The organism is Synechocystis sp. LEGE 06083 (genome assembly GCF_015207725.1).
GTDB classification, from domain to species: Bacteria; Cyanobacteriota; Cyanobacteriia; order Cyanobacteriales; family Microcystaceae; genus Synechocystis; species Synechocystis salina.
Genome location: NZ_JADEWJ010000092.1, coordinates 1 through 13,162 on the forward strand (window position 1 = coordinate 1; position 13,162 = coordinate 13,162).

Annotated in this window: 8 protein-coding genes and 1 tRNA gene; 4 read left to right on the forward strand and 5 right to left on the reverse strand. The window is 47.8% G+C overall.

What is annotated here, in order from left to right; all coding sequences use genetic code 11:
* Positions 1-78: 78 nt before the first annotated feature.
* Positions 79-1,524: an MFS transporter gene (locus IQ219_RS08940; protein ID WP_228016843.1), complete on the reverse strand. Its 1,446-nt coding sequence runs from the start codon at positions 1,522-1,524 to the stop codon at positions 79-81.
* Between the two features lie 418 nt (positions 1,525-1,942).
* Between IQ219_RS08940 and IQ219_RS08945 the strand changes: the two genes are divergently transcribed.
* Positions 1,943-2,013, forward strand: a tRNA-Gly gene (locus IQ219_RS08945).
* A 201-nt stretch (positions 2,014-2,214) separates the two neighbouring features.
* A complete protein-coding gene (locus tag IQ219_RS08950) occupies positions 2,215-4,893 on the forward strand; it encodes a fimbria/pilus outer membrane usher protein (RefSeq protein ID WP_194072373.1) in 2,679 nt (892 codons plus the stop codon).
* A gap of 60 nt (positions 4,894-4,953) precedes the next feature.
* Here IQ219_RS08950 and IQ219_RS08955 read toward each other — a convergent pair whose 3' ends face one another.
* From IQ219_RS08955 to IQ219_RS08970, 4 genes are all read right to left on the reverse strand, one after another.
* Positions 4,954-5,412, reverse strand: a complete 459-nt coding sequence (locus IQ219_RS08955) for a hypothetical protein (RefSeq protein WP_368667594.1) — start codon at positions 5,410-5,412, stop codon at positions 4,954-4,956.
* A gap of 98 nt (positions 5,413-5,510) precedes the next feature.
* Entirely contained in the window at positions 5,511-6,074 is a 564-nt protein-coding gene (locus IQ219_RS08960; RefSeq protein ID WP_194072375.1) for a Uma2 family endonuclease, read from the reverse strand.
* A 41-nt stretch (positions 6,075-6,115) separates the two neighbouring features.
* The gene (locus tag IQ219_RS08965; protein WP_194020256.1) at positions 6,116-7,300 is read right to left on the reverse strand and encodes an aspartate aminotransferase; all 1,185 of its coding nucleotides are present in this window, start codon (positions 7,298-7,300) and stop codon (positions 6,116-6,118) included.
* A 103-nt stretch (positions 7,301-7,403) separates the two neighbouring features.
* The gene (locus IQ219_RS08970) at positions 7,404-9,449 is read right to left on the reverse strand and encodes an AarF/ABC1/UbiB kinase family protein (RefSeq protein ID WP_194072376.1); all 2,046 of its coding nucleotides are present in this window, start codon (positions 9,447-9,449) and stop codon (positions 7,404-7,406) included.
* 200 nt (positions 9,450-9,649) lie between these two features.
* Here IQ219_RS08970 and recG point away from each other — a divergent pair, with 200 nt between their 5' ends.
* Both recG and sppA read left to right on the forward strand, forming a co-directional pair.
* Entirely contained in the window at positions 9,650-12,133 is a 2,484-nt protein-coding gene (gene recG, locus IQ219_RS08975; RefSeq protein ID WP_194072377.1) for an ATP-dependent DNA helicase RecG, read from the forward strand.
* Between the two features lie 100 nt (positions 12,134-12,233).
* Positions 12,234-13,067 carry a signal peptide peptidase SppA gene (gene sppA / locus IQ219_RS08980; protein WP_194072378.1) on the forward strand — a complete coding sequence of 278 codons (834 nt, stop codon included), beginning with the start codon at positions 12,234-12,236 and terminating at the stop codon, positions 13,065-13,067.
* The last annotated feature ends 95 nt before the right edge of the window (positions 13,068-13,162 follow it).

Below are 13,162 nucleotides of genomic sequence, written 5' to 3' on the forward strand. Positions count from 1 at the left end.
CTGGAAACATTTTTTACAAGAATTGTGTTGATTATCCTATTTTTGGTTAAATTATCTATAAAAAATAACCGGCACTCATTAAGCTAGATTGCTCCGCTGTCCCTGTCCCACATCATCTAAAGTTTTGCCGTTGGTTTCAATACGAAAAATAAAGGTAATTAATGCCCCTAGCATGGCCGCAACAGCCAAGCAGTAGAGTAAGTTATTGGTGCCAATTTGTTGTTGTAAAACCGGGAAGAAAAAAGCTGTAATGACAGCCCCCACCTTGGCAAAGGACGCTGCAAAGCCCGCCCCAGCACCTCGAATCTCCGTAGGAAAAACTTCCCCTGCTAAAACGTAGGTCATGGCATTGGGTCCTAGGTTATTCATAAAGTTGAAAATCATAAATCCACCGAAGATCAGTAATGTTTTTAGTTCATGGGTGGGGGGCACATTGGTGGAGAGGGCGGCAATACTCAACCCCACAGCACAGCCAATAAAGCCAATAATCTGTAAAGAAATTCGGCCCATAATGTCCACCAGGGGAATGGAAACCAGAAAGCCAACTACCAAAAATATGTCTATCACACTAGCTCCCGCCGTCGCATTTAAATCCTGGGTAATTAAATCTGGAGAGCTCTGGGTAAATAGGGTGGCGAGGATAGTCGGAGTGAAGATACCAATACCGTAGGTTGAAAGGTCCTGTAAAAACCAGGGAACCGCAGTCAAAATTGTGGCCCGGAAGTAGCGGGGTGAAAATAAATCCCGAAAATTTTTGTGGCGTTGTTTCCCAACTTTTTGTTCTGATTGCGATAATGCAGTGATTCTAACCGGACGTTTGAGTAACAAAGTGGCGGAACGGTTAGCTTCCCCCCAGCGCTCCCGGGCCATGAGCCAATGAGAACTTTCGGGCAAGGTCATACGCAACAAGGTAACCAAAATGCCTGGAAGGACCAGAATTCCATACATCCAATGCCAAGATTGTATTTGGGGGTCAATATCGAGAATTGCCAACCCCAGTAACACTCCGCCAAGGGAACCAAGGGATTGGAAGCTGAAGGCCGATAGCACCATGCGGCCTCGGTAACGACTGGGAATAGCTTCTGAGATCACTAGATGGGCTGTGGGATAGTCTGCCCCCAGGGAAATACCTACACAAAAAAGGAAAAAAATTAGTGTTCCAGGGCTCCACGCCACGGCCGTTAGGGCAATGAATAGGGAAAATAGCATCATTTCCAGAACAAAAACTAACTTCCGACCCAGGCGATCGGCTAGATTCCCAAATAGGGATGCTCCAATCAAAATGCCAAAGAGACTGGCGGCGGCCACCGAGCCTTTGAGGTCTGAAGATAGTCCAAAATCTTTTTCAATTAAGGGCAGAGCCACTCCGGTGGTGAAAACAACTATGCCCTCAAAAAACTTCCCCATGGCGGCGGCGGCCCAGATGCGCCATTGCATAGCACTAAGGGGACGGGGGGGAGTTTCATCGATGTAATTTTGCAGGCTTTTGCCTGGCACGTTCTCCATTGGGGCTGATACTGTCATTTTTATAGTTAGTTAAGTTCAGTTTCTAAAGTAAAGATTAAGCAGAAATTATGATGAGCATAGTGCAAATTATGCTGTCCTGGCTGCATCAATTTTCGTGTAAACTGAGCTAACTTCCACGAATTCTGCAATAAATAACCATTTTTACCTAAAGCCGAGCAATATTTAGTTTTAGTCCCAGATATAGCCAAAATTGAACGAAAATTCGACTAATATTTCCAATTTTAGGCTTTTTTGTCTTTTAATGAGGCTAAATCCGGTGACATGAAGTTGGAAATCTTGGTTGGGTAGTAATCTTTTTGAATTTAAAGTCATAGTGGAGGAACGACTACTTGCATTACAGCGACGCAATGATGGAATTTTCCGCTTTCCATCTAGGCGGGGGCTCCCTAATGTTTTAAGATGGTGGAGGTCTTGCGCGGGTATAGTTTAGTGGTAAAACGAAAGCCTCCCATGCTTTAGTTGGGGGTTCGATTCCCCCTACCCGCTTTGTTTCTTGACAAAATTTTAATCGAAGCCCAAGATTTTTTCGGCAGGGTTATTCCCAAGCGGCTCTGGATTTGACGTTGTGCTTAGCCCAAAACTTTGCTTTAAAAGGTGACTGGGGCAGTATTCCCCTCACATTTTGGCGATCGCCGTCCATGGAAAACCTGTTTGTTAGACTTTGCTGACAGGCCCTAATCTAGGTCAATGGTGTTTCGATTCTACTCGACAGTACTAGCAATTATTTGGAGCAACGGCCTGATCACTGTCGTCGGGCTAGTCCTAGCTCAGTCCGCCAGGGCAGAAACTTTTAGTGCTGATTTTCCCCCTCCCGATTCTGCTGTGGATTTATTCCTAGGGCAGGGAACTCCGGTGATGGAAACCACACCTCCAGAGCCGGGACAAACAGAGGAAGATAACCAGACCGCCACACCTTCTGAGCCGACACCGGCCAATTTGGGCAATGAGGATGATTTATTCGAACGGGTATTCGGTCGACCCCGCCCCACTGGGGTACAACGGTTGGTGGCACCGTTTTTCATCAACGATTTACAACAGGGACAAATTGTGGTGTTTGTTTCCCTGGGAGGGAGCAGTAGCCTACAAATCACTGCCTCTACTTTGTTGTCGAAAATGGAAGAGTATGCCAGACCTGATATACAAATAAGGTTGGCTGATTTGGTGGACAACAGTGGCAATTTAACCCTAGCGGCCCTGCAAAGTGTTGGTCTCGACGCCACCTTTAATGACCAGTTGCTAGAACTGAGGATTATTATTCCCCCCAATCTCCGTAAAACCATTGTTTATGGCTCCGGTAATTTACAACTTCCCCCAGGGGCCGCCACAGCCCTACGTCCCAGTAACTTCAGTGGTTTTGTCAACTTAATTGGGACCCAACCCTATGCCTGGGATGGCACCGGTGATTTGGGCCGCCAAGCCCTGAATTTGGGCGTAGAAGGGGCTCTTAATTATCAAGGCTGGGTTCTCGAAGGTAGTGCTAGTTTTGCTGAGCAGAGCAATAATCCCTGGACTCGCTCCGATATTCGTTTGGTGAAGGATGATCCGGATAATGCCATCCGCTATGTTTTGGGTGATTTGTTTAGCACCGCCCGTAGTTATCAGTCCTTTGTGCCCATGGTGGGATTTGCGATGTTCCGCAATTTTTCCCTCCAGCCCTATTTGACTACCAGGCCCACAGGGCAGTTTGAATTTTTGTTGGAAAGTCCAGCCAGGGTGGAAATTTTTGTCAATGGACTTTTGCGACAAACCCTGCAATTACCGGCGGGGCCTCAAGATATTCGTAATTTTGGGCTGAATACGGGGCTCAATAATGTGACGGTGAAAATTACCGACAGTGCGGGGCGAGTAGAGGAGCTATCCTTTTCAGCGCCCCTGGCGACGGATCTGTTGGAGGTGGGCTTGAATCAATTTGGCTTGGGGGTAGGGGTCCCGGCCTACACCACCAATGGAGTGCGTAACTATGACACTTCCCGGCCCATTATTGGCGGCTTTTACCGGCAGGGTATTACTTCTACCCTCACCCTGGGGGGTTATCTACAGGCGGCAGGTTCCCAGCAGGTGATTGGCATGGAAGGCACCCTGGCCACTTCCGTGGGCAACTTTGGTTGGGATGCGGCCCTGGAGAATGATGGCAACGGTTTAGACCATGCCTTCCGACTACGGTATCAATTTTTGGCCCTGGGGGGGAACCAAGCCCGATTACCTAATTTTGGTTTGGAAGTGGAATATTTGGGCCCCTATTTTCAGCGTTTTGGTAGTTTTCCCATCGGCTTTACCCCGGACCCATTGGACTTTTTCGGCACTGCCACCAATGATATTTCCTGGTCTTTTGGAGCCAACTATAGTCAAACTCTAATCGATGGTTTGGGCATTAACCTCGGTTTGGGTTATCAGCTTGGTAGTTTCGGCCAGCCCAATGCCTACCGAGCGGCGATCGGTTTCACCACTAATTTGGGAAGGGGTTTACAAGTTAATTTGACCCTGAATAATCGCTTAGACCAGTCGGGACAAACAGAAACTCAGGTATTATTCAACTTTTTGCAAACCTCCCAGTTCCAATCCCTCACGGCCCGTAGTAACCTAAGCAGTCAACGGGAACAGGCCAGCACCCTGACTTGGACATCCCGTAGTCCCGCCCAATACAACAGCGTTAACACCACCGTTAATTTGAGTAATAATCCCAATCCCGGCTATTTTGGCACTGGCCTAGGGCTGACTTACCGAGGCTTTGTGGGGGATATTAATCTTAACCATAACTATGACCAATCCAGTCATCGCACTAACTTAAATTTTGGTACGGCCTTGGTTTATGCTGATGGACGTTTTGGCTGGAGTCGACCGGTGCGGGATAGCTTCGTCATTTTTAGCCGTAACCCCAATTTTGCAGATCAGCTAGTATTAATCAATCCTGGCTTATACGGTCCTGTGGCGGAAGCTAATTATGTCGGGCCCGGGGTAGTGCCGGATCTAAGCTCTTACACTTTAACCACCATGCGGGTGGACGCTCCTAATATGCCCCTTGGCTATGACTTGGGCAATGCCGTCTTTAATTTGTTGCCTAGCTATAAAAGTGGCACTTTAATCACAGTGGGTACGGAATCCACCGTGTTTTTGCGGGGGACTTTGGTGGATAAAGCGGGGGAACCCATTGCTCTTCAAGTGGGGCAAGTTAGGTCTTTATCCGATCCCAGTTGGTCGCCCTTGGAGTTGTTCACTAACCGGGCGGGACGATTTGCGCTGACAGGGCTGGGGCCAGGGGAGTATGAATTGCAATTGTTCAGTGATCCTCCCCGGACCATTCGTTTTGAGATTCCGGCCGATAAAACTGGTATTTATGACATGGGTACTGTGACTGTAGGAGATTAATACAATTTATGGTGTCTTGACTCCCATTATGGTCTCTCGTATTACCTCTTGATATTTGTCTTAAAAACCAGCTCTAATGTCCATTGCACCATTGTTATGGTCAATTTTAAACTCATTACCATATTCATTCAGATGAAAAAGATCCAGACTGGCGTCCGGTTGACCCTTTAGAAAATAATCGTTGGCTCCCGCTCCACCAATGTCAAGCCAGCCTTTAATGGCTTTATTAATGGGATCAAATCGGAATTGCAAAAAATCATTCCCCTTTACTTGGCCATTATTGACATTATTGTAATTTGCCAGAATTTGACCTTTATCATCAACAATTTGCACGGTTAGTTCTGTCAAGTTTTGCGGTGTTTGCAAACCTGTCGCTCGTACAATCTTTATCGACTTGTCCGTAAACTCATCTGGGTAAATGACATGGGCTCGAACTTGGTAACCCCCATCTCCCTGCCATAACAAATTTGCTTCTCCGGCGATCGCCTGGGCGGAAAAGCCAACGAGAGATATAAGCACAAAAATGGTAATTAAAAATGATTTAATCAATCGATGCAACATTGATAGCACTATTATTGCTTTAAAACTTAGGCAGTTAGGCCATGCTAAATTTTTAACTAATCAAACACCTCGGCGGCGGGAATGGACCAATTTTCAAGCTCAGCAAAAACGGTTATGGATTCTTGAATTTCAGTTTCAGCTAAATACACCTGGGGTAGTCTGGCCGTGAAAACCGTAATGGATTGAGCCATAGGATCCACTAACCACGCCAATTCTGTGCCCGCTTTGAGAGAAAAAATAATTTTTTCCATCACCAGGGTGACTGACTGGTCCGGGGAAAGAATTTCTATGAGCCAATCCGGGGCACGATCAAATCGGTCGGATATTTCACCACCACTGTCCAAAGGCAAGTTTTGCCAACGAATCACGGTAATGTCCGGCACAATGGAGCGATCGCCGAAGGTACAACGAAGTTCCGGCAAAGCATAGGCAATTTTGTCTGGCTTTACCTGGGCATTTATAGCGGCGGCTAGCTCAAACTGGATGGCACTGTGTTTACCTTTAGGCATAGGTTTCTGGGTAACAATGCCCCGGCAATATTCCTGGGCCGGTTTGGTTTCCGGCAGGGCCAAGAAGGATTCCAGGGAAAGGGTTGGTACTTTGGCGGCGGCTAAAACCATCTACTTTGCTCCCCAGGGGATTTGACCGTTAACTAATTGACTCAACTATAACGAATACCCGCCTGTTCAATGCGTTGTAAAGCTTCCCCGAGGCGATCGCTGTCGGCAATTAAACTTAGGCGGACGTAGCCTTCTCCCCCTTCTCCAAAAGCATTGCCGGGGGTCATCACCACGCCGGTTTTTTCCAATACGGTAAGGGCAAAATCAGTGGAACTCATGCCCACCGGACAGGGAACCCAAAGATACATGGTGGCTTGGGAGGGGGTAATGGCCCAACCCAGTTTACTTAAACCATTGATGACAAAATCCCGCCGTTCTTGGTAACGTTTTCTAACCACTTCAATGTAACTTTCCGGTAAACTCAGAGCCGTTTCCGCCGCTTTTTGTACGACTCGGAAAATACCATAATCTAGGTTGGTTTTTAGGGTTCTCAAACCTTGGATAATTTCCTGGTTGCCCACCACAAAACCGACCCGCCAACCAGCCATATTATAGGTTTTAGAAAGGGTGTGGAATTCCACACTAAAATCCTTGGCGCCGGGAATTTCTAGCAAGCTCGTGGGCTGATAACCGTCGAAGGCCAATTCCGCATAGCAGAGGTCATGGACCAGCATAATTTCGTAATGGCGGGCCCAGTCGGTCACCGCTTCGTAAAATTCCCTGGGAGCCGTGGCGGTGGTGGGATTATTGGGATAGTTAAAGTAAAGAATTTTGGCTTGTTGGGCGATCGCCTCAGGAATTTGATCGAGTTGAATTAACCAGTTATCCTTGGCCGATAACATAATGGGGTAAATTTTCGCTCCGGCAATCAGGGGGCCTCGGAAATGGGCCGGATAGGATGGGGTGGGTACTAGTACTAGATCCCCTGGGTTAACGTAGGCCAATGCTAAATGCCCGAGACCCTCTTTGGAGCCGATCAACGGTAACGCCTCAGAATCGGGGTCTAAATCTACTCCATATTGGCGGGCGTACCAGCGGGTAATGCTCTGGCGAAAACTTTGGGTGCCCTCAAAGGGGGGATAACCGTGGGACTCAGCGTTTCCCAACTCGGCGATCGCCGCTTCAATAATTGGTTCGGGGGCCTTGCCGTCGGGGTTACCCATACCCAAGTCAATCAAATCCAGGCCCTGTTCCCTGGCCTTAGCTTTTAACTCATCGAGGCGGGCAAAAACGTAGGGGGGTAAGGCTTGTAGGCGATCGGCGCGACTAATCCAATTCAGACTCATTACCAAGGCAATTTGGGGACGTAACCTCCCATTGTCGCATTGACCGGCCCTGGCTTGATGTTGCCCCAGCAAAATTTTGGCTGCAATCGATAGTAACCATCATCTAGGCCGCATTACGGATTTTGATGGCTGGGTCGGGCTGACTTTCCAAGGCCAGGGCCCATTGCCGGATCACCCTGGCGATCGCCCTTTGCAGTAGTCCTTCCGCCACCTGTTGCCCCATGCGACGGGAAGTGGGGTTAACAATAATCTCACTCAATACCGGCACAAACTTGAGGGGGTCAAAACCAGGGGTATCTTTAAGAATTTGCCAAAGATTTTGCAGATGTTGCCAAGTTTCCTCCTGCTGAGCTATGGCGGGTTGAAGAGCAACTTTGATCGTTTTGGTCTGATGGGCCTTGCCGTTGCCATTACCTAGCTCGCCCAGAAAACCAATCCTTTCCTGGATATTGTGGCTGACCTGTTGCCAAGTATTGCGCCCCAGTAGATCAATGCTGTTCACTAATTCCGCCACTAGGCGATCGCGAATGAATTGTCCCCGGTCTGAAAGTAAAAATTCCGTTGCTTCATTAAGCACATAATCAAAATCAAATCCAGGGGAATTTTTGGCATTACGCAATAAATTTTCCAAGCGATTCCAGCGAAAACTGCCTTCTTTAAACAGTAATTCCTTCAGAGAAGTACGTAGTTCTTCTGATTGATCCGTTAACAATCTTTTAGCAATATAGGGATAGGCTTTGCTCAACACCTTAAAGTTGGGATCAATGCCAATGGCAATACCTTCTAGGGTGACCATGGAACGAATAATTAAGGCATAATAGGCCGGCACCCGAAAAGGAAATTCATACATCATGGCCGACATTTGATCGGTGATGCTCTTAAAATTCAACTCCGCCACACTAGCCCCCAATGCATTACCAAAAACCTGGCTAAGGGCTGGAATAATTGGCTTTAGATCCGTATCTGGCTTAAGGAAATCTAGTTTGACATAATCTTTAGCTAAAGAGTCGAAATCTCGATTGACCAAATGGACCACAGCCTCGATCAAACCATAGCGTTGATAGGGCTGGATAGTACTCATCATGCCGAAATCCAGGTAGGCTAAACGCCCATCGGCCATGGCCAGTAAATTGCCAGGGTGGGGATCGGCGTGGAAAAAACCATGTTCCAACAATTGCCGCAGGGAGCACTGGACTCCCACTTCCACTAAATGGGTGGCATCAATACCCTGGGCTTGGATCGCCTTGATATTGGTTAACTTAATTCCTTCCACCCACTCCATGGTCAAAACCCGTCGCCCGGTGTACTGCCAATAGATGCTAGGCACATAAATTTCCGGCAAACTGCCATAGAGTTGGGCGAATCTCTCTCCGTTAACCGCCTCTTGGAAGTAGTTCATTTCCTCGAATACCCGACTGGCCAATTCATCGGTAATGGCCACCAAATCAGAGCGCAATCTTTTCACCGATCGCCTGGCCCAGAGGGAGAGGGAACGCATGATGTAAATATCCAGGGTAATGCGCTTAACTAAATCTGGTCTTTGTACTTTTACTGCTACGTCTTCTCCAGTTTTTAACTTACCCTTATACACTTGTCCCAAAGAGGCAGCGGCAATGGGCTCCGGGGACAATTCTGCATAAATTTCCCCAGCGGGGGCCCCCAATTCTTCTTCAATAAAACGATAGGCAACTTCGTTGGGAAAGGAAGGTAATTGGTCCTGTAACGTTGTCAACTCATCCAAAAAAATTGGTGGTACTAAATCAGGCCTGGTGGAAAGGGCTTGACCAACTTTGATATAGGTGGGGCCCAGGTTAGTTAATAATTCCCGCAGTTGAATAGCCTTCGCTCTGGAAACAGTGGGGTCTTTGCCCCTCAATTTTTCCCACCAAATGCCCAGGACAAACTGGAGTAGGGGAAACAAAATATTAATTAAACGACCCAACACCTGCAACGGCCGCTTACGATAAAATTCCATGATCAAATCTGGGTTATATTCCCAACTTTCCGGGAACATATCACTCACAGGTCCCAAATCTTCCAGATGACTTTTGGGTAAACGGGGAGGACGAATTTCTTCCACCACTGCGTCGATCACCACTACATCGCGATCTTGTTCGGCGGTGGCAACGGGCGTGGGGACTGGAGACATATTAATGGTTTTAATAATTACTTAATTTTGCTTGCTGGTTCCCATCGGGGCCAACAGCGGCACAGTTTGAGGAGGAGTCCTGGGATAAATGGCTAAATGTTGCCAATGCTAGGCTTCCAGTGGCATTCTAACGAGAATGGGTCTGCCCTGGCTACCTGGGTTAGGATGGGGAAAACCGTCTTTGACTGGCGCAATTTTGTTTGATTGAGGTATCTGTGTCCGTTGATTGGCCTCGTTTACAGAAGGCTTTGACCGTAGAAGTGGAGCGGGGCTTTCAGAATTTGCAGGGTAAACAGCACCGCTTTGGAGACTTCCTTTGTTTGAGTTTTGGCAGTCCTCCCCCCCCTGGTACTCCCCCGGTTGATCGCCAAAAGTGGCGAGAGTTTGCCCAAAGGTTTGCCCAGTACGACCAACTGGAGCAGGCGGAAAGAAAGAGTTTAGTGGCCAGTACTCGTCGTTTTTTGCATCAATTGCGCCGCAGTTTGGAATCTCCCCCTGTGGATGCGGTCGGGAAAACGGCTCCCCCAGCCCTGGTCAATCGTCCCCGGGTTTCTGAGTCCCGTCGCTCTCAATCAAGTCGGGTTGAACTCCACACCCCCTTAGCAACCGTACTTTCCCAGAGCCAACATCAAACTAAATTGCTGAACAGCCTGGGTTTGGCCACGGCAGAAGACTTATTGTTTTATTTCCCCAGGGATTATTTGGACTATGCCCAACAGGTAACCATTGCTGAATTAACAGCGGGGGAAACGGTAACCATTGTGGGGCGGGTGGTAAATTGCACTTGTTTTACCAGTCCCAAAAATCAGAATTTAACTATTCTGCAAATCCAATTGCGGGATCAGACGGGGCGAATCAAACTATCCCGTTTCTACGCTGGCAGACGTTTTGCCCATCGAGCTTGGCAGGAAACCCTTAAAAAACTTTACCCCCCCCATGCCGTTGTGGCCGCTTCCGGTTTGGTCAAAGCCAATAAATTTGGTCTGACCCTGGATAATCCGGAAATTGAGGTGCTCGATCGCCATAGTCCTAGCATTGACTCTTTTAAAGTGGGTCGGGTGTTACCCGTTTATCCCCTCACCGAAGGTCTAACAGCGGATTTTTTACGGAAATTGGTTTTAGCTTGTCAACCCGCGATCGCCCAATTGTCCGATCCTCTACCCCAGGACATCCGAGCAAAATATGAATTAATTGATTTAAAAACTGCCATTACCCAAATCCATTTTCCCGACAATGGGGAGCAGTTAAGTTTAGCAAGAAGGCGATTAGTGTTTGATGAATTTTTCTATTTACAGTTAGGGTTTCTACAGAGACGTTACGAGCAAAAACAACAACAAAAAAGCGCTATTTTCACCCCCAGCGGTGAATTGTTAGAAAGATTTAGTGATTTACTGCCCTTCCGTTTAACCCAAGCTCAACAACGGGTAGTCAACGAAATTCTAGAGGATTTAAATCAATCTAGCCCCATGAATCGCCTTGTCCAGGGAGATGTGGGATCGGGCAAAACCGTGGTGGGGGTCTTTGCAATTTTAGCCGCTCTCCAAGGGGGTTACCAAGCGGCATTAATGGCACCGACGGAGGTGTTGGCGGAACAGCATTATCAAAAATTGGTGAGTTGGTTTAATTTGCTCTACCTGCCGGTGGAATTATTAACTGGTTCCACCAAAACTGCCAAAAGAAAGGAAATCCATGCCCAATTGGCCACGGGTCAATTACCCTTGCTAGTGGGGACCCATGCCCTTATTCAAGAGCCAGTTAATTTTCAACGTCTAGGCTTAGTGGTCATTGATGAGCAGCATCGCTTTGGAGTGCAACAACGGGCTAAACTATTGGCCAAAGGCAATGCTCCCCACGTACTGAGCATGACTGCCACCCCCATTCCCCGCACCCTTGCCTTAACACTCCACGGGGATTTGGAAGTGAGCCAAATTGATGAATTGCCCCCCGGTCGTCAGCCCATTCACACCAGTGTGATCACCACCAAAGAACGCCCCCAAATGTACGAATTAATTCGACGGGAGGTAGCCCAGGGTCGTCAGGTTTATATTATTTTTCCGGCGATCGAGCAATCGGAAAAGTTAGACATCAAAGCAGCGGTGGAAGAGCATAAACATTTAAGTGAAAAAATTTTTCCCAACTTTAACATCGGCCTTTTACATGGTCGATTGAAAAGCACAGAAAAAGAGGCTGTATTGCAAGCTTTCCGAGAAAAAGTAACGGAAATTATTGTTTCCACCACAGTGATTGAAGTAGGGGTAGATGTGCCCAATGCCACCGTCATGGTAATTGAAAACGCTGAACGTTTTGGGCTTTCCCAACTACACCAATTACGGGGTCGAGTAGGGAGGGGAAGTCACCAGTCCCATTGTTTATTGGTGACCAATAGCAAAAGTGCTGATGCCCGGCAAAGATTAGGGGTAATGGAACAGTCCCAGGATGGTTTTTTCATTGCGGAAATGGATTTACGTCTGCGGGGACCAGGGGAATTTTTAGGCACCAAGCAGTCGGGATTACCGGATTTTGCCCTGGCTAGTTTAGTGGAAGACCAGGATGTTTTATTGCTAGCCAGACAAGCAGCAGAACAATTAATTGCCGAAGATCCTTCCCTAGCCCAGTATCCCGATTTAAAAACTAAATTAGCCCAGAGATATGAAAAGTTATTGGGGGGAGAAATACTGACCTAACCATAGGTACATCAGTAAATTCCATTGTCCCAGCCTTTGTTTGTTAGAATGGTTGCCCGTTGATTAACTGTTTTGTCATCTCTTTTTGTTACTAAAATCTATGATTTGGCCCTTCAAAACCAGCACCCGTAAAAAGATTGCCCGCATTGAAGTAACCGGGGCGATCGCCGGTGGAACCCGCAAAGCAGTGTTGAAGGCTCTCAAAACGGTGGAAGAAAAAAAATATCCCGCCCTACTAGTCCGCATCGACTCCCCTGGGGGCACAATAGTGGATTCCCAGGAAATTTACACCAAATTAAAGCAATTAAGCGAAAAAATCAAGGTTGTGGCCAGTTTTGGTAATATTTCCGCCTCAGGGGGGGTATATATCGCCATGGGTTGTCCCCACATCATGGCCAACGCTGGTACCATCACCGGTAGTATTGGCGTCATTTTACGGGGCAATAACCTGGAAAGATTGCTAGAAAAAGTGGGGGTTTCTTTTAAGGTAATTAAATCGGGGCCCTACAAAGACATTTTGTCCTTCGACCGAGAATTGCTGCCGGAGGAACAGAATATTTTGCAAGCTTTAATTGACGACAGCTATGCGCAATTTGTCTCCACGGTGGCAGCGGGGCGTAATTTGGCGGTGGAAAAAGTCAAAGAATTTGCCGATGGACGAATTTTTACCGGGCACCAGGCCCTGGAATTGGGTTTAGTCGATCGCCTAGGTACAGAGGAAGAGGCCAGGCAATGGGCCGCGACCTTGGCGGGCTTGGATCCAGACAAAACAGAACTGGATACCATTGAAGACCCAAAACCTTTCGTCAAAAGACTCACCAGTGGCGACAGTCAACTACAGACCATGGCCGATAACCTCGGTTTGAAGGAAACGTTAAAGTGGTGCGAATTTGAGCTATCCACCAGTGGTCAACCCCTCTGGCTTTATCGCTGACCCATTTACTCTGATTTACGGGCCGAAGGGGGAGCGGGCAATCCGGCATCGGCAGAGGGAGTGGACGGTGCGGAAGCCGGGGCCGGGGCACTGAC

What these genes read in the sequence shown, in the direction of transcription:
- IQ219_RS08960 (WP_194072375.1), bottom strand. Translation starts at nt 6,074, where the DNA reads ATGGTTTTAGCCGCCGCCAAAGTACCAACCCTTTCCCTGGAATCCTTC.
- IQ219_RS08970 (WP_194072376.1), bottom strand. Translation starts at nt 9,449, where the DNA reads ATGTCTCCAGTCCCCACGCCCGTTGCCACCGCCGAACAAGATCGCGAT.
- sppA (WP_194072378.1), top strand. Translation starts at nt 12,234, where the DNA reads ATGATTTGGCCCTTCAAAACCAGCACCCGTAAAAAGATTGCCCGCATT.
- IQ219_RS08950 (WP_194072373.1), top strand. Translation starts at nt 2,215, where the DNA reads ATGGTGTTTCGATTCTACTCGACAGTACTAGCAATTATTTGGAGCAAC.
- IQ219_RS08965 (WP_194020256.1), bottom strand. Translation starts at nt 7,300, where the DNA reads ATGAGTCTGAATTGGATTAGTCGCGCCGATCGCCTACAAGCCTTACCC.
- IQ219_RS08940 (WP_228016843.1), bottom strand. Translation starts at nt 1,524, where the DNA reads ATGACAGTATCAGCCCCAATGGAGAACGTGCCAGGCAAAAGCCTGCAA.